15 protein-coding genes are annotated in these 19,026 nt (G+C 73.9%); 10 read left to right on the forward strand and 5 right to left on the reverse strand.

All coding sequences use genetic code 11. From position 1 onward, the window contains the following. The first annotated feature begins 1,515 nt into the window (after window positions 1-1,515). Window positions 1,516-2,256, forward strand: coding sequence for a hypothetical protein (locus C1A33_RS17125; protein ID WP_243407643.1), 741 nt, complete (start codon window positions 1,516-1,518; stop codon window positions 2,254-2,256). On the opposite strand, the gene C1A33_RS17130 is transcribed toward C1A33_RS17125, so the two are convergent. Beyond that, entirely contained in the window at window positions 2,253-3,617 is a 1,365-nt protein-coding gene (locus C1A33_RS17130) for a DUF1015 family protein (protein ID WP_101832517.1), read from the reverse strand. The two genes, C1A33_RS17125 and C1A33_RS17130, sit on opposite strands and share 4 nt — an antisense overlap. A gap of 391 nt (window positions 3,618-4,008) precedes the next feature. Here C1A33_RS17130 and C1A33_RS17135 point away from each other — a divergent pair, with 391 nt between their 5' ends. Together C1A33_RS17135 and C1A33_RS17140 are read left to right on the forward strand one after the other, a co-directional pair. Then, window positions 4,009-4,458 (forward strand): tetratricopeptide repeat protein, encoded by a 450-nt coding sequence (locus C1A33_RS17135; protein WP_101832518.1) that lies wholly within the window; start codon window positions 4,009-4,011, stop codon window positions 4,456-4,458. Continuing rightward, window positions 4,455-5,600, forward strand: coding sequence for an HAD-IIA family hydrolase (locus C1A33_RS17140; RefSeq protein ID WP_101832490.1), 1,146 nt, complete (start codon window positions 4,455-4,457; stop codon window positions 5,598-5,600). Before C1A33_RS17135 ends, C1A33_RS17140 begins: the two co-directional genes overlap by 4 nt. Before the next feature lie 17 nt (window positions 5,601-5,617). Here C1A33_RS17140 and C1A33_RS17145 read toward each other — a convergent pair whose 3' ends face one another. Then, complete coding sequence (locus C1A33_RS17145; RefSeq protein ID WP_101832491.1) at window positions 5,618-5,956, reverse strand: SCP2 sterol-binding domain-containing protein; 339 nt, start codon at window positions 5,954-5,956, stop codon at window positions 5,618-5,620. A gap of 250 nt (window positions 5,957-6,206) precedes the next feature. Here C1A33_RS17145 and C1A33_RS17150 point away from each other — a divergent pair, with 250 nt between their 5' ends. The 4 genes from C1A33_RS17150 (at window position 6,207) to recN (ending at window position 10,103) form a co-directional block, all read left to right on the forward strand. Then, entirely contained in the window at window positions 6,207-6,428 is a 222-nt protein-coding gene (locus C1A33_RS17150; RefSeq protein ID WP_101832492.1) for a hypothetical protein, read from the forward strand. A gap of 13 nt (window positions 6,429-6,441) precedes the next feature. Further along, window positions 6,442-7,383, forward strand: coding sequence for a TlyA family RNA methyltransferase (locus tag C1A33_RS17155; protein WP_101832519.1), 942 nt, complete (start codon window positions 6,442-6,444; stop codon window positions 7,381-7,383). 5 nt (window positions 7,384-7,388) lie between these two features. Beyond that, a complete protein-coding gene (locus tag C1A33_RS17160) occupies window positions 7,389-8,276 on the forward strand; it encodes an NAD kinase (RefSeq protein ID WP_101832493.1) in 888 nt (295 codons plus the stop codon). Between the two features lie 72 nt (window positions 8,277-8,348). Beyond that, complete coding sequence (gene recN, locus C1A33_RS17165; RefSeq protein ID WP_101832494.1) at window positions 8,349-10,103, forward strand: DNA repair protein RecN; 1,755 nt, start codon at window positions 8,349-8,351, stop codon at window positions 10,101-10,103. A gap of 416 nt (window positions 10,104-10,519) precedes the next feature. Here recN and helR read toward each other — a convergent pair whose 3' ends face one another. Then, the gene (gene helR / locus C1A33_RS17170; RefSeq protein ID WP_101832495.1) at window positions 10,520-12,721 is read right to left on the reverse strand and encodes an RNA polymerase recycling motor ATPase HelR; all 2,202 of its coding nucleotides are present in this window, start codon (window positions 12,719-12,721) and stop codon (window positions 10,520-10,522) included. 900 nt (window positions 12,722-13,621) lie between these two features. On the opposite strand from helR, the gene C1A33_RS17175 reads away from it, so the two are divergent. Together C1A33_RS17175 and C1A33_RS17180 are read left to right on the forward strand one after the other, a co-directional pair. Then, the gene (locus C1A33_RS17175; RefSeq protein WP_101832496.1) at window positions 13,622-15,493 is read left to right on the forward strand and encodes a CTP synthase; all 1,872 of its coding nucleotides are present in this window, start codon (window positions 13,622-13,624) and stop codon (window positions 15,491-15,493) included. Further along, window positions 15,490-16,113 (forward strand): NUDIX domain-containing protein, encoded by a 624-nt coding sequence (locus C1A33_RS17180; protein WP_101832497.1) that lies wholly within the window; start codon window positions 15,490-15,492, stop codon window positions 16,111-16,113. The genes C1A33_RS17175 and C1A33_RS17180 overlap by 4 nt, the downstream gene beginning before the upstream one ends. A gap of 90 nt (window positions 16,114-16,203) precedes the next feature. On the opposite strand, the gene C1A33_RS17185 is transcribed toward C1A33_RS17180, so the two are convergent. Both C1A33_RS17185 and C1A33_RS17190 read right to left on the reverse strand, forming a co-directional pair. Beyond that, window positions 16,204-17,085: a PKD domain-containing protein gene (locus C1A33_RS17185; protein ID WP_101832498.1), complete on the reverse strand. Its 882-nt coding sequence runs from the start codon at window positions 17,083-17,085 to the stop codon at window positions 16,204-16,206. After that, on the reverse strand, window positions 17,082-17,780 hold the full coding sequence (locus C1A33_RS17190) for a hypothetical protein (RefSeq protein ID WP_243407644.1): 699 nt from the start codon (window positions 17,778-17,780) through the stop codon (window positions 17,082-17,084). Before C1A33_RS17190 ends, C1A33_RS17185 begins: the two co-directional genes overlap by 4 nt. 81 nt (window positions 17,781-17,861) lie before the next feature. On the opposite strand from C1A33_RS17190, the gene C1A33_RS17195 reads away from it, so the two are divergent. Further along, complete coding sequence (locus tag C1A33_RS17195) at window positions 17,862-19,004, forward strand: tyrosine recombinase (RefSeq protein ID WP_207770350.1); 1,143 nt, start codon at window positions 17,862-17,864, stop codon at window positions 19,002-19,004. The last annotated feature ends 22 nt before the right edge of the window (window positions 19,005-19,026 follow it).

Below are 19,026 nucleotides of genomic sequence, written 5' to 3' on the forward strand. Positions count from 1 at the left end.
CCGATGGTACTGCATGGGGGACCGTGTGGGAGAGTAGGACGCCGCCGGACTTACATATGTGGGGCCGTTTCGACTGTGGTCGGGACGGCCCCACATGTTTTTCCAGGGACGTTCCCGCCCCGGTCCGGAGCCCGCCACCGATACGGTGACCGGCACCGCCGGGCACACCCCGTACTGTGGACGTCGTCCAGTGGCGGGCGCGCCCTGGCCAGAAAGCAGACCCGCCGGGGTAGGCGGAACGAAGGGGAACGGCCGTTCATGGCGAGGGAAGACAGAGCGAACGACGACGGCCGATCCGGGCCAGCGGCCGGAGGCCGGCGGCAGCGCTCCGACCGGTCACAGCAGACCGAACGCGGTCCGTGGCGAGGCGGCGGGTCCGCGTCGGGCCGAGGTGCTGGCGCCCGCGGTTCGGGGTCGTCCCGTGGCAGCTGGTCCGGTGACTCCACCGGCGCGCCTGGCCGGTTCCGCGCCGGTCAGGGTGCCTCTGGTGCCGGCACACGTGGGGGTCAGCAGCGCGATGGTCGGCCGCGCCAGGTGCGCGGCGACGGAGCGGACGCGGCGAGCTCGACCTCGTTTCGGCGTTCCGGTGCCAGGCCCGTGGCCGGCCGGCCCGAGCGCTCCCCGTCCCGTGGCGCGGAGGACTCCGGCGGGCGCGCGGTGACAGCCGAGGCCGCCTGGCGGGCGCGCCAGGTCGGACGCACCGACGGCGCGGACGCGCCGCGTGGCAGCGGCGCGGCCCGCGGCGGCCCGCGTCCCTTCCGTGATCGCTCCGAGCGGCCCGAGCGGCCACGCCGAGACAGCAGCCCGGCGCGGAGTTCGACATCGCGCGACGAGGTCCATCCCCGGCGGGACCCGGGCGGTCGCTTCGGCGGCGCTGGGCACGGCGACCGGGACCGGACGCAACGTGGCGGGAGTTCGCAGGGCCGGGGTGGCCCTGCGGGCGGCTATCGACAGCAGAGCGGTCCGCGTCGTCAGCCTGGCGCTGATGCCCGGGGCGGGTTCGCGGGTGGCAGGGACCGTCCGCGTCCGGCCAGCGATCTTCGCCGACCGGATCGTCCCAGCCGGCCCGACTACCGCACAGGCACGCCACGCCCGGCGGGCGAGCCCGACAGGCGCCAAGCCCCCGGGATCGGACCGAGGCGCGAGCCCACCGTCGGCGAGCCGCGCCGCGCTGACCGTGACGACGCGTCGAGAAGCGCTCGCGCGACTCCGGTGGAGCGCGACGTGCCGACGGCGTCACGTCCGGCCGATGCTCGGCGGACGCGGGACGGTCGGACCTCGCGGGAACCGCAGGCCGGACCGGGCCGGGTCGATCGTGATCGCGCCCCGACCGATCGTGGCGTCGCGCCGCGAGCACAGGGGCGTCCGGGAGCGTCAACGGGATCCGGAGATCGCGGGCGCCCCGACCATGGGAAGCGGCCGGATCGACCTGGCCGCCCGCAGCGGGGCGACCGCCCGGCCGGCCCCGGCGCCCGGGCAGGGCGTCCGGAGCGCACGGACCGCCCGGAGCGGGCCGTGGGTGGCAGCCGGCGGCCGCGGGTGCAGACACCGCCGCTTCCCGACGAGGCACGTGCCGACCTGCTTGACCACGACGTACGACGGTCGCTGCGAGGCCTGCCATCCTCGATGGCGGACACGATCGCGCGCCATCTCGTCGCCACCGCGCTGCTGCTCGACGACGACCCCGCGGCCGCTCTCGCGCACGCACGGGCCGCGGCCGACCGGGTGCCGCGCCTGCCCGCGGTGCGGGAGGCCGTCGGCATCGCCGCCTATCACGCGGCCGAGTACAGCACCGCTCTGGTCGAGCTGCGCGCCGCGCGGCGCATGGACGGCTCCGCGCACAACCTGCCGCTGATGGCCGACAGCGAGCGCGGGCTCGGCCGGCCCGAGCGTGCCGTCGCCTACCTGCGTGATCCACAGATCGAGGAACTCGATCCGGAGACCCGCGCCGAGCTGCTGATCGTCGTCTCCGGCGCGCGGCGGGATCTCAATCAGCCCGAGGCGGCCGTCGTCCTGCTGCGTGATCTCGCCACCGCGAAGGGATCGCCGGAGCCATGGACGGCGAGACTCTGGTACGCCTACGCCGAGGCGCTGCTCGCCGCGGGGCGTCCCGAGCAGGCGGCGCACTGGTTCACCTCCACCGCGGCGATCGACGAGGGCGAGACCGACGCCGCGGCCCGCGCCTACCTCATCACCACCGGCGAGCCCATGCCGGCGGAGGACGACGAGGACACCGAGACGGGTCCGACCAGCTAGTCCAGCGGGCGCAGCAGGAGTCCCGTACGGGGTTTGGGCGTGAACAGGGTCGATTTGCGAGGCATGCGTTCTCCGGCCTCGGCGACCGCGGTGACGTCCGTGACCGGTGTCGGGTTGAGCAGCAGGGCCGTGCCGCCGCCCGCCGCCGCGGCGGCGATCGCGGCCGCGGCGTCGTGGTGGTAGCCGACGACCTCCACGGTGTCGGCCAGGCCCCAGACGTCGACGATCAAAGCCAGGTGGGCGACGGTGACGTCGAGGCGGCGGAAGGCCGCCGAGCGCTGCGCTGGCAGGCTGCGGGCGAGCAGCTCCGGTGACGGCTCGCTGAGCAGGTAGGCGGAGACCCCGTCGGTGACGGCGAACGCGTGCCCGTCCCTTCCCGCGTCGGCGAGCATCTCGAGCAGCCGCCGCGGGTCGACGGCCGCGCTCGAGGCCCGACCGATGCCGGTGGCGATCCCGATACCCGGGGTTCTGACCGGCGCGCCGGCGCCGGACGCCTCGACCCTCGCCGTGTCGGGACCTGCGAGGTGGCGGACGCTGAAGGCGGCGGCGGCCCGGCGTACGGCGTCGTCAAGGCGCAGGCCCGCCACCGCTCGATGTATCGCGTGCACGCGCGGGCCGGAGACGGTGGCGTCGACGAGGAACGCGAGCCCGAAGTCCCAGGGGCCCGGGCCGTCGCCCGCGGCGTGCCGCTCCGCCTGGTACTGCCGGTAGGTGGCGTAACGATGATGGCCGTCGGCGATGACGGCGTGCCGGGGCAGCAGGTCGGCGGCGACGGTCGCGAGGACCGCGGGATCGTCGATCGTCCACAGCCGATGGGTGACCCCGTCGTCGGTGGTCGTCTCCACCCGTGCCGGTGTCGTGACGAGCTCGGCGACGACCCGGCTCGTCTCGCCGCCGCCGGCATAGAGCAGGAAGATCGGCTCGAGGTTCGCCCGGGTCGCCCGGGTCAGCGCCAACCGGTCCGTGACCGGCCCGGTCATGGTGTTCTCGTGCGGCAGGATGATGCCCGCCTCGGGGTCGGCGAGTGCGACGGCGCCGATCAGGCCGCGCTGCACATGGCCGTCCTGCTCCTCCTCGCAGACGTGGAGCGACGCCGTCTCGTCGCGGAGCAGCACACCGGTGTCGAGCCATTCCCGCAGGAGGCGATCGGCACTGTCGTAGTCGTCGCCGGGCAGGATCAGCCGCACCACGTTGTGTTCGTCGCGCTGCCACAGGCTGGCCCGTTCGGCGTCGTCGATGACGTCGTAGGGCGGGGAGGTCCGTGCGGCGAGCGCCGCCCCGGACACCGGGAAGCGGGCCGCCCGCACGGGGGCCAGGACAAGGCCGGCCGGTACCGGGACGGGCGTGTCGGCGTTCTCCATGCGCGCATCGTAGGACCGGATCGCGCTCGCCCGGCCGACCCGACGCGATGACCGGCCCACCGGGCACGCCGTCTCGGCCCCATGGTGGTCCCGGCGCGCCGCGTCGCCGCCGTCCAGGCAGCTGCGGGCGGACTGCTCACGCACCGTATGGGCGTGCCTGGGACCGGCGGTGGCGCGCCGCGCCGCGCCGAAAGTGATCATTATCCGATAAGGGAGCCTCCGACAGGCCGTTGCGGCGACACTGGTACAGGCGGTCCGGTGGTCCCCCGGTGAGAGGAGCGGTTACCCAGAGCGATACGGCCCGCCGGGCCGAGGCGGAGCGCGGCACCGGGACTGATGTCACCGGCGGCGTTGTTGGCGACAGGTGTTCGGCCATGTCCTGGAGGTGAAGATGGCTGACGAGACCGGCCGCCCGGCGGAGACTCCGGACGGGGGCCACACGGTTCAGCCTGAGCCCGCGCGGACGGGTCCCGCCGGCGAGGTCTACGACTGGTACACGCGTGGCATGGCTCTGCTCGGCCATGGGAACGCCAACGCCGCCGTGCAGCTGCTCGCGCACGCGGTCGCGGCCGAGCCCGCGTCGCCAAGCGTGCGGGAGGCGCTGGGACGGGCCCAGTTCACCGCCGGCCAGTACCTGGCTGCCCGGGAGACGTTCGCCTGGATCGTCGACCGCCATCCCACCGATGACTACGCGCAGTTCGGGCTCGGCCTGTCCGCGCGCAAGATCGGCGATCTGCGCGCGGCGGTCGAGCATCTCGCCCTGGCGGTCGCGATGCGTCCGGACATCCGCCATTACGGTGTCGCCCTGCGCGGTGCCCGTGCGGCGCTGGCCCGAGCATGAACCTGCCTGACGCCGGCCTGGTGGCGCGCCCACGCGCCGCCGCCGGCGCCGAACCCCTGCGCGGCACCGACGGCCCGCTCGCCGCGTTGTTCGACGTCGCCCTGATGGATCTTGACGGGGTCGTCAACCGCGGGGGTTCGGCTGTGCCGCACGCCGCGGACGCCATCGCCGCGGCCGGCCGGCGCGGTCTGCGCACGATCTACGTGACGAACAACGCCCTGCGCCCGCCGGCCGAGGTCGCCGCGCGGCTGACCGGCTTCGGGGTGCCGGCGACGGCCGAGGACGTTGTCACCTCGGCACAGGCCGCGGCGCACGTGCTTGCCGCGCGTCTGCCGGCCGGCGCGCGGGTTCTGGTCCTGGGCGGACGCGGGCTGCGCCAGGCGGTCGTCGAGGAGGGGCTGACGCCGGTCGACAGCGCCGACGACGAGCCGGCCGCGGTCGTCCAGGGCTTCGATCCGGAGCTGACGTACGCTCGGATCGCCGAGGCGGCCTACGCGATCCGGGCCGGCGCCTGGTGGGTGCTGAGCAACGCCGACCGCACCGTGCCGTCCGAGCGGGGCATCGCGCCGGGGAACGGGTCGATCGCGGCGCTGCTGCGATCCGCCACCGATCGTGATCCTCTTGTCACCGGCAAGCCTGAGGTGGCGATGCACCAGGAGTCGATGCGCCGCAGCGGCGCCCGCCAGCCGATCATCGTCGGCGACCGGCTCGACACCGACATCGAGGCCGGCACGCGCTCGGGCACTCCGACCCTGCTCGTCCTCACCGGTGTCACCACCCTTTCGGACCTGCTCGCCGCGTCGCCCCCGCACCGGCCGACCTACCTGGCAGCCGACCTGCGTGGCCTGCTGCGTCCCGCGCCGGCCGCGGGCCGCGTTCCAGCGGCCGGCCCGCATGCCGCGTGCTGTGGGCCCTGGCTCGCCCGGGTCGAGGACGGCGTGCTGAGCTGGTCGCCCGTCACCCCGGCCGGGGGCACGCAGGCCGGGCCAGAACCGCCGGCGGACGACCTTGACCTCGACGCCGCTCGCGCTGCCTGCACCGCGGCCTGGGCCGCCGCCGACGACGGCGCCGCCGTGCACACGATCGCCGCGCAGCGCCCCGCGTGCTGCTCCGACCTGGCAGCTCCGGCCAGCCGTCGCTGACGTTGCGGTGCGCGGCCTCAGAGCAGGGAACGCACGCGCAGCAGGTCACGGACGCTCGCGTCGACCACGAGTCGACCGCTGCGCCAGGCGGTGAGCACCGACAGTCGGCCCTCGGTGAGGGCGACGAGGTCGTCGCTGGCGACGGTCAGCACGATCTGCGCGTCGTCGCGGGGGCCCTCGCCGAGGTCGCGCAGGCAGCCGTCGCGCAGCTCGCCGTGGAAGGCGGTTCCGAGATCGGGGACGCGGCAGACGATGCGCCGGTCCGGGGCGCGCGGCGGGCGCCCCTGCGCGGCGAGCACGTCCAGCCTGGTGGCGATGGCCTGGAGTGCGGCCAGGCACTGCGACCTGTCGGCCATCGGCGGATCTGGCCTCCTTCCGGTCATTTCGGATCGTTTCAGTAATTCTCGTTCGTTTCGGTCGGTTGTGGACGTTCCCGCGAGGTGGGCTCTCCCATGGTGCCTCCCCGTACCCGCACCGCGCAGCGACGAGGTCCGGTCCGGTCATGTCCAGGGCGCCGCGGGCGCGGGCGGTCCATGAGATACGTCGCACGGGGCGCGTCACGCCGGACCGTCGCATCATCGACGGAAAGTACGGGAGGCTGACAGAGTGAGCACCGACAACCTGCCCGCCGAGATCCGGGACGCCCTGACCCGGCTGGACGCCCTCGATGTCCTGCCGACGTCCGCGCACGTGGAGGTCTTCGAGGAGATGAACCGTCGACTGGCCGACGCCCTCGCCGACCTGGACGGCTCCGGCTCCACCGCCGTGCCGGCCGCTGGTGCTGGCGGGCCGCGGCCCGGGCCCGGCGCGGCCCGCCCGACCCGCTGAGCCGGGCGGGAAGATGGCGTCCCGGCGCGTACGTCTGGACAGCGAGCTGGTCCGGCGCGGTCTGGCGCGCTCCCGAGAACAGGCCGTCGACGCGATCAGCGCCGGACGGGTGCTGGTCGGCGGTATACCGGCGACGAAGGCGGCGACGGTCGTCGACGGTTCGACCTCGATTGCCCTGGCCGCCGGGGACGACCCCGGCTGGGCATCCCGCGGCGCGCACAAGCTCCTCGGCGCCTTCGCGGCGTTCGGCGTTCCCCCGTTGCCGGGGGCCACGGAACCCGACGGCGACACCGCCGAGCCGACCGCCGAGCCGGAGGAACGCGGGCAGGTGAGGCTTTCCGTGGCCGGGCGGCGCTGTCTCGACGTCGGCGCCTCCACCGGCGGATTCACGGACGTGTTGCTGCGCCATGGCGCCGCGTCCGTCGTCGCGGTCGATGTCGGATATGGCCAGTTGCTGTGGCGGTTGCGGTCGGATCCGCGGGTGCGGGTACTGGACCGGGTCAACGCCCGCGCACTGACCCCGGAGGAGGTCGGCGATCCCGCCGAGCTGGTCGTCGGCGACCTGTCGTTCATCTCGCTGGCGCTGGTGCTGCCGGCGCTGCGTGCCTGCGCGGCGCCGGACGCCGATTTCGTGCTGCTGGTCAAGCCGCAGTTCGAGGTCGGCCGGGAGCGGCTGGGCGCCGGCGGTGTCGTCCGTGACCCGGCCCTGCACGCGCAGACCGTGCGCGACGTCGCCGCTTCGGCGGCCGTGCTGGGCCTTGGCACGCGGGGGGTGACGGCGAGTCCGCTGCCGGGTCCGGCAGGAAACGTCGAGTACCTGCTGTGGCTCGCCGCGGGCGCGCCGCCCCTCGACGAGGCCGCGCTCGCCCGGGCGATCGAGGACGGCCCGGCGGGTTCGAGGGACGGCGCGGGCGCCGCGGCCGCCCCCGGGCATCGTGCCGGCCGGTCGAGGTGACGGGCATGACACGGGAGATCCTTGTCGTCACCCATCCGCGCCGATCGGTGGTGCGCGAGAGCGCGCGGCGCGTGCTCGAGGGTCTGGCCGCCGCGGGAATCGCACCGCGGGTGCTGCGCGACGAGGCCGACATGCTTGAGCTCACCGGCGCCACCGTCGTCACGAACGATGACGACGCGGCGGTCGGGGTGGAGCTGGTGATGGTCCTCGGCGGGGACGGCAGCCTGCTGCGGGGCGCCGAGTTCGCGCGCACCGCCGACGTCCCGCTGCTCGGCGTCAACCTCGGGCATGTCGGATTTCTGGCCGAGGCCGAGCCGGACGCGCTGGAATCCACCATCGACCACGTTGTCCGCAAGGACTACACGGTGGAGGATCGGATGACCGTGGACGTGACGGTCCGCCGCCGCGGTGAGATCACCTACACCGGGTGGGCACTCAACGAGATGTCGCTGGAGAAGGCCGAGCGGGCCCGGATGCTCGAGTGTGTCCTGGAGATCGATGGCCGACCGCTGTCCCGGTGGGGGTGCGACGGCGTGATCTGCTCGACGCCCACGGGGTCGACGGCCTACGCGTTCTCCGCTGGCGGGCCGGTGATGTGGCCGGGGGTGGAGGCCCTGCTCGTCGCGCCCATCAGCGCGCACGCCCTGTTCGCCCGGCCACTGGTGCTCGCCCCGAGCTCGACCGTCGCCGTGGAGGTCGTGGAGCCCGTGCCGGGGATCCTGTACTGCGATGGCCGGCGGCTCGCCGAGGTGCCGCCCGAGTCGCGGGTGGAAGCGGCTCGGGGCGCCCGCCCGGTCCGGCTCGCGGTGGTGCGCCCGCTGCCGTTCACCGACCGGCTCGTCGCCAAGTTCGGCCTGCCGGTCGCGGGATGGCGGGGACGCAACGGGCGCTGAGCCATGGCGGTGCCGCGGGTTGTCGGGTCGGACGATGTCGGGGAATGGTGTGGTGCGGCTAGAGTTCGGGGCGTGCTCGAGGAGATTCGCATCCGCGGCCTCGGGGTCATCGACGACGCTGCCCTCGACCTCGCGGCCGGCCTCACCGTGGTCAGCGGCGAGACCGGCGCCGGCAAGACCATGATCGTGCAGGGGCTCGGCCTGCTCACGGGGGGCCGGGCCGACTACGGCCTTGTCCGGCCAGGCGTCGAGCGGGCGTTCGTCGAGGGGCGGCTGGTCATCCCGGCCGACTCCGCGGTCGCCGCCCGGGTCCGCGACGTCGGCGGTGACCTCGACGACGACCCTGGCGGCGCCGTGCTGGTCGTGGGCCGGACACTGACATCCGAGGGACGTTCCCGCGCGCAGGTGGCGGGCCGTTCGGTACCGGCGAGCGTGCTTGGGGAGATCGCCGAGGAGCTCATCGCGGTGCACGGCCAGTCCGAGGCGCAGCGGCTGCTGCGCCCGTCCACCCAACGGATGGCGCTGGACCGCTTCGCCGGCGACGCGGTCGCCGAGCCGCTGGCCCGTTACGGCGTCGTCCACGCCGACCTGCACCGGGTCAGCCGGGCACTCGCGGAGATCACCGAGCGTTCGCGAGAGCGCGAGCAGGAGGCCGAGCTGCTGCGCCTCGGCCTCGCCGAGGTGGAGCGGGTGGAGCCCTCCGCGGGTGAGGACGTCGCTCTCGATGCCGAGCTGTCCCGGCTGGAACATGCCGAGACCCTGGTCCGCGCCGCGCGCACGGCGCACGCGGCGCTGATGAGCGACCCGGCGTCCGGGTCCGACGACCCCGGCGCCGGCGATCTCGTCTCCGCCGCGCGTCGGGTGATCGCCGGCGACTCCGATCTCGACGCCGAACTCGCCGCGCTCGGTGCCCGACTCACCGAGGTCGGGATGCTCCTGACCGATGTCGCGGCCGACCTCGCCTCCTACGCCGAGGGTATCGACGCCGACCCTGTCCGCCTCGCCGACGCGCAGGAGCGCAAGGCCGCGCTGACGGCGCTCACCCGCGCGCACGGCACCGACATCGACGGCGTGCTGGCCTGGGCCGACCAGGCCGGCCGCCGCCTGCTCGAGATCGACGGCGCCGGCGACAGCGCCGAGACGCTCACCGCGCGCCGCGACGAGCTGACGGTCGAGCTCGCCCGGCTCGCCGCCGCGGTCAGCGCCGCCCGCACCGCGGCGGCGGAGCGCTTCGGCGCCGCGGTCGCCGCGGAGCTTGCCGGCCTCGCGATGCCCCGCGCCCGCGTGCAGGCCGCCGTCACCCAGCGGGACGACCCGGCCGGGCTGCCTGTCGGCGAGCGGGTCCTCGCCTTCGGCCCGTCCGGCGTCGACGAGGTGGAGCTGCGGCTCATTCCCCATCCCGGTGCTCCGGCGAGGCCCGTGCAGAAAGGTGCCTCCGGCGGTGAGCTGTCGCGGGTGATGCTCGCGATCGAGGTGGTCCTCGCCGCCGCCGACACCGGCTCGACCATGGTCTTCGACGAGGTCGACGCCGGCGTCGGCGGTCGCGCCGCCGTCGAGATCGGCCGCCGCCTGGCCCGGCTCGCCCGGACCCACCAGGTCATCTGCATCACCCACCTGCCGCAGGTCGCCGCGTTCGCCGACCGCCACCTCGTCGTGCACAAGGCTGACGACGGCTCGGTGACCCGCAGCGGCGTGATCACACTCGACGATGCCGGTCGGGTCCGCGAGCTGTCCCGCATGCTCGCGGGGCAGGAGGACAGCACACTCGCCCGCGGTCACGCCGAGGAGCTGCTGGCCGCGGCCGCGGCCGACAAGTCCCGTCCGTAGCCGCGTGCGGCTGGCGGCCAGGACGCCGGCCAGCGGGCGGATCACCAGCCAGAAGCGGGTCGCCAGCAGGATCACCGGGCTGATCTTCATACCGCGACGTTAGGCGGGTCGCCCGCTGTTGTCGAACGCGTGTTCCCATCCTGTGGATAACCGTGGTCATGGGTGTCAGGGCTGGTGATCGTCGTGTGGTCAGGGTGGCGTGGGCGATGGGTTCAGCCGGGCGTCGAGTGGACCGGCGCACTGCAGGTGGTGGATGGAGCCGTGGACCTCGGCGGCAGTCCCGAGTCCGTGCCCATCCCGGCCCCGGCACACACCAGCAGGGCCCCGGCGCCCGCGAGCAGCGTCGCCGCCCCATCGAGAGACTCCTCGGCCGTGGCCGTGGCCGCGACCGCCGCCCGGGCCTGGGCCAGGGCCGGTCACGATGTCCGGGCCTGCGGGACGGTGGTTTCCGAGCGGAGGATGACGAGGTGCTGGGTCGCGCGGGTCATCGCGACGTAGCGGTCGACCACACCCGCGACGCCGGGACCGAAGGACTCGGGATCGACGAGGACGACCAGGTCGAACTCGAGCCCCTTCGACAGGTCCGGGGTCAGACACCGGACGCGAGGCCGCTGCGGGAACGTGGCCTGGAACGCGGAGTCGCCGATCACGCAGACGGTTCCCTCCGGGTGGTCGGCCAGCCATGTGTCGAGGGTCGGCGCCAGCTCCGATACCGACCCGTACGCGACGGGGACGCCGGTGCCGCGGATGGAGGTCGGCACGTTGGCGTCCGGGAGGGCCGCCCGGATGACCGGCTCGGCCTGCTCCATGACCTCGCGGGGCGTCCGGTAGTTGATGGTCAGGGCGGCGAGGGTCACCCGGTCGAGTCCGATCCGCTCGAGTCGCTCCCGCCACGACTCCGGGAAGCCGCGCCTGGCCTGGGCACGATCCCCGACGATCGTGAAGCTCCGCGACGGGCAGCGAAGGAGCAGCATCTGCCACTGCGCGTCGGTCAGCTCCTGGGCCTCGTCGACGACGATGTGCGCGAACGGGCCGGCGAGCAGATCCGCGTCGGTGCCCGGCGACGCGGCCTCGTCGACCAGGGCGTCGCGCAGATCCCGTCCGTGCAGCATCGTGATCGCCCCCTCGCCGTCGTCGTCGGCCGCGAGCAGGTTGTCGACGACTCTGGTCATGTGGTCGCGTTCGGCGGCGAGCGCGGCGTCGCGCCGGCGCCTGCGCCGGGCGGCCCGCGGGTCACCCAGGCGCTGGCGGGCCGCGTCCAGCAGCGGCAGGTCGGCCTCCGTCCAGGCGTGCGTGTGCGGGCGGCGCAACACGCGCGCCTCCTCGGGGCTCAGCCAGGGCGCGCACCTGCGTAGATAGGCGGGAACCGACCACAGGTCGGCGACGAGATCCGCCGCCTCGATCATCGGCCAGGCCCTGTTCAGGGCCGTGATCAGCTGCCGGTTGCGCCGCAGGGACCGGTGGACCTCGTCCGCCGGGACGCCGTCGGCCTCGGTCGCATCACCGAGCCTGTCCGCGAGGATCATGATCAGTTCGTCGAGGATCTGGCCACGTGCCTCGTTGTGGGGGGTGCCGGGATCCGGTGCGCCGAACGCCTCGGCCCAGTCGTCGACGCTGAGCCGAAGATCGGACCAGTCAGTGGTGACCGTCATACCTTCGCCCGGCGGCTCCTCGTAGAACAGTACGGCCGCCTCGATCGCGCGCACCAGGTCCGCGGACGACTTCAGGCGGGCCACCTCCGCGTCGGGCTCCGGCACCGCCGTCGCCCCTTCGGCGACGAGGTCGCGCAGGGTACAGGTCCGCACGCTCTCCTCGCCGAGACTCGGCAGGACGTCCGCGACGTAGGCCAGGTACGGCTGATGCGGGCCGACGACCAGCACGCCGCCCCGACGGGGGCCGAGACGGGGGTCGGCGTGCAGCAGATACGCCGCGCGGTGCAGCGCGACGACCGTCTTGCCGGTGCCCGGGCCGCCGTCGACGACGAGCGCGCCGTCGGAGCCCGCGCGGATGATGGCGTCCTGGTCGGCCTGGATGGTCCCGAGTACGTCGCGCATCCGGGACGACCGGCTGGAGCCGAGGCTCGCGATGAACGCGGACTGGTCGTCGAGCGCGGCGTGTCCGTCGAATCCGTCCGGGGTGAACACCTCGTCCCAGTAGTCGCTGATCCGTCCGCGGGTCCAGCGGTAGCGGCGGCGGCTGGCCAGGCCCATCGGCCGGGCGTGCGTGGCGCCGAAGAACGGCTCCGCGGCCGGCGCCCGCCAGTCGAGCAGCAGTCGGTGGCCGTCGCTGTCGGTGAGACCGAGCCGTCCGATGTACACCGGCTCGGGGCGCTCGGAGTGGACGATGCGTCCCAGGCACAGGTCCAGGCCGAACCGGCGCAGGGCGCGCAGGCGGGCGGTCAGCCGATGGATCTCGAGATCGCGTTCCAACGCCTGCTGGCCGGCGCCGCCGGGTGCCCGGCGCACCACGTCGAGACGGTCGGACAGGTCGGCGATCGACTGCGCCAGGGTCCTCGCGAGGGCGGCGAAATACCGCTCGTCGTCGGCGATCAGCCCCGGGTCGGCCTTGGCGGCCAGCTGGGCGGGAAGGCGGAACGCGCTGGTGGTGAGATGGTTCACACGCACATCCTGGTGCGCCCGCGGCGCGGTGCGAGGCCCGCGCGGGACCCATATGTCGACGGCGACACGTGCACGTGGTGACTCCTGTTCCGCTGGCGACGACTCTGGTTGGCGATTCTGCGGCATGCCCCGGGTCTTGCCGCAAGCCCCAGGGTGCGCTATAAATTAGAAGCGGCGGGGAGCCAGATTTGGCCTGCCCCGGGATCCCACCGCTCCTGTGATCTTTTCTCCGGCGCTTCCTGTTGATGTCGTCTGTCGCGATCGGCTTCGTGATCATGTGGCGATGCTGTCGGAAGGTCCAGCCGTGCCTGGGTGGAAGCCCTGACGGCGACGCCGGTCGACGCCGACTCCCATCCTTCTCGTCGCGGGTGTGGTCGTGTCTCACCGCCATGTGGTGACGCTCGCGAATGTTTGAGGTCGTGTTCGTCGGCTCCGGCGGAGCGCCGCCAGTGGGCGTCATTGTCAGCGGCGATTCGGCGCGCTACTATCGAACATGTATTCGAGTCAGGAAGTGCGTGGCAGGGCGGTCGATGATGCGCGGTGCGAATGCCGTCGGCCGCGCCGAAGCTCCGACAGGAGAACGTGATGCTTTCGTATTCTGGGCGCCGGTGGGTAGGCTCGATGTATCCGGACATTTGTCGCGATGATGGGAAGGGCGAGCGGTCACCCGGCGCGGCCCGAACGGTGTCGTGGCCCGGCGGCGGTGGTGCCGGTGCTGATCGACAGGTGGTCGTCCGGTCCGTTGCGCGTGGCCGTCCGCATGGTGTCCAGACTCCCGGGCTGGCCTCGGGGAGTCGGCGAACCGACGATCGGACGGCAACGGACCACTCGGAAGCTGTTACCGTGAAGACCCGTGGAGGCGTCGGGTCCGGACCGGCGGCGTGACCACGGGAGTTTCGCGTGGGCCAGGTGCATGTCACCAAGCACATCTTCGTCACCGGCGGGGTTGCGTCGAGTCTCGGCAAGGGACTGACCGCCTCCAGCCTCGGTCGACTGCTCAAGGCGCGTGGTCTGCGTGTCACGATGCAGAAGCTCGACCCGTACCTCAATGTCGACCCGGGCACGATGAACCCGTTCCAGCACGGTGAGGTGTTCGTCACCGACGACGGGGCCGAGACCGACCTGGACATCGGTCACTACGAGCGGTTCCTCGACGTCAACCTCGACGCGAGCGCGAACGTGACGACCGGCCAGGTGTACTCGGCGGTCATCGCCCGCGAGCGCCGCGGCGACTACCTCGGCCAGACGGTCCAGGTCGTCCCGCACATCACCGACGAGATCAAGGATCGGATCCGCCGGCTCGCGGGCGACCACGTCGACGTCGTCATCACCGAGGTCGGTGGCACGGTCGGTGACATCGAGTCGCTGCCCTACCTGGAGGCGATCCGCCAGGTCCGCCACGAGGTCGGCAGGGACAACGCGCTGACCGTGCACGTCAGCCTGGTGCCGTATCTGGCGCCGTCCGGCGAGCTGAAGACCAAGCCGACGCAGCACTCCGTCGCCGCGCTGCGCAGCATCGGTCTGCAGCCCGACGCGGTGGTCTGCCGCTCCGACCGGCCGCTGCCGGACTCGCTGAAGAAGAAGATCGCGATGATGTGTGACGTCGACGACGAGGCCGTCGTCGGCGCGCCCGACGCGAGTTCGATCTACGACATCCCCCGGGTGCTGCACCGGGAGGGGCTCGACGCCTACGTGGTGCGCCGGCTCGGGCTGTCGTTCCGCGACGTCGACTGGACGGAGTGGGACACGCTGCTGCGCCGGGTTCACCAGCCGGCGAACACGGCGACCATCGGCATCGTCGGCAAGTACGTCGACCTGCCCGACGCGTACCTGTCGGTCACCGAGGCGCTGCGGGCCGGCGCGTTCGCCACGGACACCCGGGTCGAGCTGCGCTGGATCACCTCCGACGAGTGCGCCTCGCCGGAGCGGGCCGCGGCGCTGCTCGACGGCGTCGACGGGATCATCGTCCCAGGCGGGTTCGGGGTGCGGGGCATCGAGGGCAAGCTGTCGGCGCTGCGCCACGCCCGCGAGAGCCGGATCCCGACGCTCGGGATCTGCCTCGGCCTGCAGTGCATGGTCATCGAGGCGGCGCGGGACCTCGCCGGACTCGCCGGCGCGAACTCCACCGAGTTCGAGCCCGACACCCCCCATCCGGTGATCTCCACGATGGCCGATCAGCACGAGGTCGTCGCCGGCACCCGGGACATGGGCGGGACGATGCGCCTCGGCCTCTACACCTGCGCGCTCGGCCCGGGCACGGTCGCCCGGCGCGAGTACAACGCGCCGGAGGTCGCCGAGCGCCACCGGCATCGGTACGAGGTCAACAACGACTACCGCGACCGGCTCGCCGCCGCCGGCCTGGTGTTCTCCGGCACCTCGCCGGACGGCCGCCTCGTCGAGGTGGTGGAGCTGCCGGCGGACGTGCATCCCTACTACGTCGGTACCCAGGCGCATCCGGAGTTCCGCTCCCGGCCGACGCGGGCCCATCCGCTGTTCCGCGGCCTGGTCGCGGCCGCGCTCGTCCACGCCGACCGGCGACGCGGTGTGCTGCCGGTCGACCTGTCCGACGCGAGCACGGTCGCGGACGACACCCGCGGGGACGGCGGCGACGGGCACACCGTCGACCATGAGGCCGTGAGCGACGGCGCCAGGGCCGGCGGCAAGGCGCCGAAGAGCGCGCGGGGCAGGAACGGCTCCGCGGCCGGCGGAACGAGGGACGAGGCCCACCCGGGGCCGACCGCCAACGGCACCGCGGCCCTGGTGTCGCCGTGACCGCCGCGGGGCACCGCTACGAGGTCACCGAGAGTACGCTCGGCTACCAGGGACGGATCATCGCCGTGCGGCGGGATCTCGTCCGCATGCCGGACGGTGACGTCTCCCAGCGCGACGTCGTGGTGCACCCGGGGGCGGTCGGCGTGGTGGCGCTCGACGACGCCGGCCAGGTCGTCCTCGTGCACCAGTACCGCCATCCCGTCGGCGGGCCGCTGTGGGAGCTGCCCGCCGGCATCCTCGACGTGCCCGGAGAACCGGCGTCCGTCGCCGCCGCCCGCGAGCTCGCCGAGGAGGCGGCTCTGCGCGCCGGCCGGTATGACCTGCTCGTCGACGTGTGGTCGTCGCCTGGCATGACCAACGAGGCCTACCGCGTGTTCCTCGCCCGCGACCTGAGTGAGATCCCCGCGGCCGAGCGTTACGTTCCGGAGCACGAGGAGGCCGAGATGAGTGTCGCCCGGTTCGACCTCGACGAGGCCGTGGCGCGGGTGCTGCGCGGCGAGATCACCAACGCGATGGCGGTCGTCGGCCTGCTCGCGGCCGCCCGCGCCCGTGCCGACGACTTCGCCGGGCTGCGCCCGCTCGACGCCCCCTGGCCGGGCCGACCCGCTCACAACGGCTGAGCCGCGGCCCACGAGCCGGGCCCACGACAGCCGGGGCCGCCGGGCCTCCGTCAACCAATGACCCGGTCAGCCGGTCAGCCGGTGAGCTGGTCAGTCGTTGTGGACGAGGACGCCGGATGCCTCGTTGACGACGAGGGGCTGCGCGGCGGCCAGGTTCACCGCCTCGAGCGGGAACGCCTGCGCGACGCCCGGCAGTGTGAACGTGCCGTTCCAGGTGACCGTGAGCGTCACCTGGAACTGGCCCGGCCGTGCGTAGCCGTGGGTGACGTACGCGTCCGGATGGTCCCGCGGGGAGATCGCCGCATCGTACGGACGGCCCGGCGCGTCCGGACCGGTGGAGCCGTCACCGAAGTCCCAGTGGTAGTGGGGCACCGCGCTGATGGTCGCCACGACCGGCTGGTCGACGTTGAACGTGTAGGACGGCGGCGTCGGCGAGTACAGGATCGTGGCCAGGTTGGCGATACTGCGCCCGGACGGCGCGATGACGATCGAGGGCTTCGGCAGCAGCCTGTCCCGCAGGTAGGCGGCCAACTCGGCCTGCACCTGGGCGAGGGGGATGCCGGCCGCGTCGGGCAGCAGGTAGTTGTTGCATCCCGCCATCGTCTGGTCGAACTGGGCACGCTGCTCGGGGGTCATCGCCGGGTCGGGGCCGACGAGCTCGTACAGGTCGCAGACGGCGGCGGGGTCGTCCGGGCAGTTCTGCCCGCAGGAGGCCGCCCGGCCGCCGCTGCGGCCGGTGGCGCCCACGGGAACGCGCGCCAGCATCCCGTTGCGGTACTCGTACTGGTAGCCGTCGGCGGTGGCGCGGGTGTCGCAGCTGCCCCAGAGCACGCCCGCGCACGGCACGACGGTCCGGCCGTCGGGCGCCGCCGCCGCGGGGCGCGCCCCGCCGAGGCTCGCCAGGCCGAGGACGCCGACGAGCAGGATCGCGGCGGTGAGGACGGAGCCGAGTCGCCGTGCGGACGCGCTCATGCCGGCGCCGGGGCGTAGCGCAGGGTCTGGACCCGCCAGCCCCGCTGGGTGAGGGCGAGCTCGGCCGTGGCGGCCCGGGTGGGCACGCCCGGGGCGTCGCCGACGTGGCGCCCGGCGGCGTCGAGCAGGCCGACCGTGGTTGTCCGCAGGGTGAAGGTCACGGTGGCGACGAGGCCGACGCGGGGCTGCGCGGACACATCGGCGAGCCCGTAGGCGGGACCGTCGGCGTGCAGCCCGCGCTGCTGCAGGGAGCGGCTCACGCCGACGTCCAGGGCGCAGGTCTGGCAGCCGGCGAGTGCCGTCGCGCTGATCGCGGCGAGCCGGCCGCCTCGGGTGGCGTCGTTGATCTCACGGAAGTAGGCCTCGACGGTCGTGCGGGCGGCGGCCGGGGAGTCGTCCGCGCCGGGCACGCCGGCTTCGCCGGTGGCCGTCACATCGCCGCCGGACGTGCCGGGACGAGCGGGCAGCGGGGCGCCGCCGGCGCTGCCGCCGGAATCATCGCAGCCGGCGAGCACGCCCATCCCAGCCAGCATGGCGAGCCCAGCCAGCAGAGCGAGCCTGACCAGCAGGGCGAGCCTGACCAGCAGGGCGCGGCCCGGCGGGCCCGCGGGCCGTGCGGGGAGGCGTGACGATCCGGTGTCCGTCCGCCCGGTGTCCGTCCGCCCGGTGTCCGTCCGCCCGGTGTCCGTCCGCACAGGTCGCCAGAATAGCCATGAAAACGCGGCATGTGGATAGGGAGCCACCGACAACGGTGGGCAGGTCCTACTATTCGTTTGATGATGGAAGTGACCGGCGGCGGCGAGGCCTTCCGGATGCGCTCCTCCGGCGACGGGGGAGCGGACGGCGAGCCGGCCGGGCCGGCGGACACCCCGTGCCCGCCGGCGAACGTCGTCGCTCGCTATCTCCATCACCTCGAGGGCGAACGCGGACTCGCCCACAACTCGGTCCTCGCCTACCGTCGGGATCTTCGCCGCTACCTCGACCATCTGTCGGCGCACGGCCTGTGCTCGTTGGACGCGGTGGGCGAGGCGGAGGTTGCCGGTTTCGCCGCGGCGCTGCGTTCGGGTGACGACACGCACCAGCCGCTGGCCGCGGCCTCGGTGGCGCGCATGCTCGTGGCGGTGCGCTCGCTGCACCGCTTCGCCGCCGACGAGGGTGACGTCAGCGAGGACGTGTCGCGGCCGGTGCGCCCGCCCGCGCCGCCGCGCAGGCTGCCGAAGGCGCTCACCGTCGACCAGGTCGGCGCCGTGCTGGCGGCGGCGATCGCCGGGCCGGCGGCCTCGGCGGAGGCGGACGTGACGGAGGTCGCGCGCCGGCTGCGGGCCAGTGCGCTGCTGGAGCTGCTCTACGGCACCGGGGCGCGCATCTCCGAGGCCGTCGGGCTCGACGTGGACGACCTGGATCTGGACGGCGCCGCCGTCCGCCTGCACGGCAAGGGCGGGCGGGACCGGGTCGTCCCACTGGGCCGCTGCGCGGTCGAGGCGATCACGGACTACCTGCGGGCCGGTCGGCCGGCGCTCGCGGGGCCCCGCTCGGGGGCGGCGGTCTTCCTGTCGCGCCGCGGCAACCGGTTGTCCCGGCAGAGCGCCTGGACGGTGCTGCGCACGGCCGCCGCCGCGGCCGGCGTCGAGGGGGTGTCGCCGCACGTGCTGCGGCACTCGTTCGCCACTCACCTGCTCGATGGCGGGGCGGACGTTCGGGTGGTCCAGGAGCTGCTGGGCCACGCGTCCGTGAGCACGACCCAGATCTACACGCTGGTGACCGTCGACCGCCTGCGGGAGGTGTATGCGACGTCACACCCGCGCGCGCTCACCGCGCGGCCACCCGCGGCGCCGACACCGGGCGGCGGCTGGATCCCCGGCGCCCGGGCAGCGAGCGGGGACCATACCCGCCTGACGGAGTCATTCCCTCTGCGCTGAAGCCGGCGGCGACCGCCGGCGG

The organism is Frankia canadensis, assembly GCF_900197875.1.
Classification (GTDB): domain Bacteria; phylum Actinomycetota; class Actinomycetes; order Frankiales; family Frankiaceae; genus Frankia; species Frankia canadensis.

Coding starts and splice junctions, on each gene's coding strand:
- C1A33_RS17195 (WP_207770350.1), top strand. CDS start 17,862: ATGATGGAAGTGACCGGCGGCGGCGAGGCCTTCCGGATGCGCTCCTCC.
- C1A33_RS17155 (WP_101832519.1), top strand. CDS start 6,442: ATGGCGTCCCGGCGCGTACGTCTGGACAGCGAGCTGGTCCGGCGCGGT.
- C1A33_RS17160 (WP_101832493.1), top strand. CDS start 7,389: ATGACACGGGAGATCCTTGTCGTCACCCATCCGCGCCGATCGGTGGTG.
- C1A33_RS17140 (WP_101832490.1), top strand. CDS start 4,455: ATGAACCTGCCTGACGCCGGCCTGGTGGCGCGCCCACGCGCCGCCGCC.
- C1A33_RS17130 (WP_101832517.1), bottom strand. CDS start 3,617: ATGGAGAACGCCGACACGCCCGTCCCGGTACCGGCCGGCCTTGTCCTG.
- C1A33_RS17145 (WP_101832491.1), bottom strand. CDS start 5,956: ATGGCCGACAGGTCGCAGTGCCTGGCCGCACTCCAGGCCATCGCCACC.
- C1A33_RS17185 (WP_101832498.1), bottom strand. CDS start 17,085: ATGAGCGCGTCCGCACGGCGACTCGGCTCCGTCCTCACCGCCGCGATC.
- C1A33_RS17135 (WP_101832518.1), top strand. CDS start 4,009: ATGGCTGACGAGACCGGCCGCCCGGCGGAGACTCCGGACGGGGGCCAC.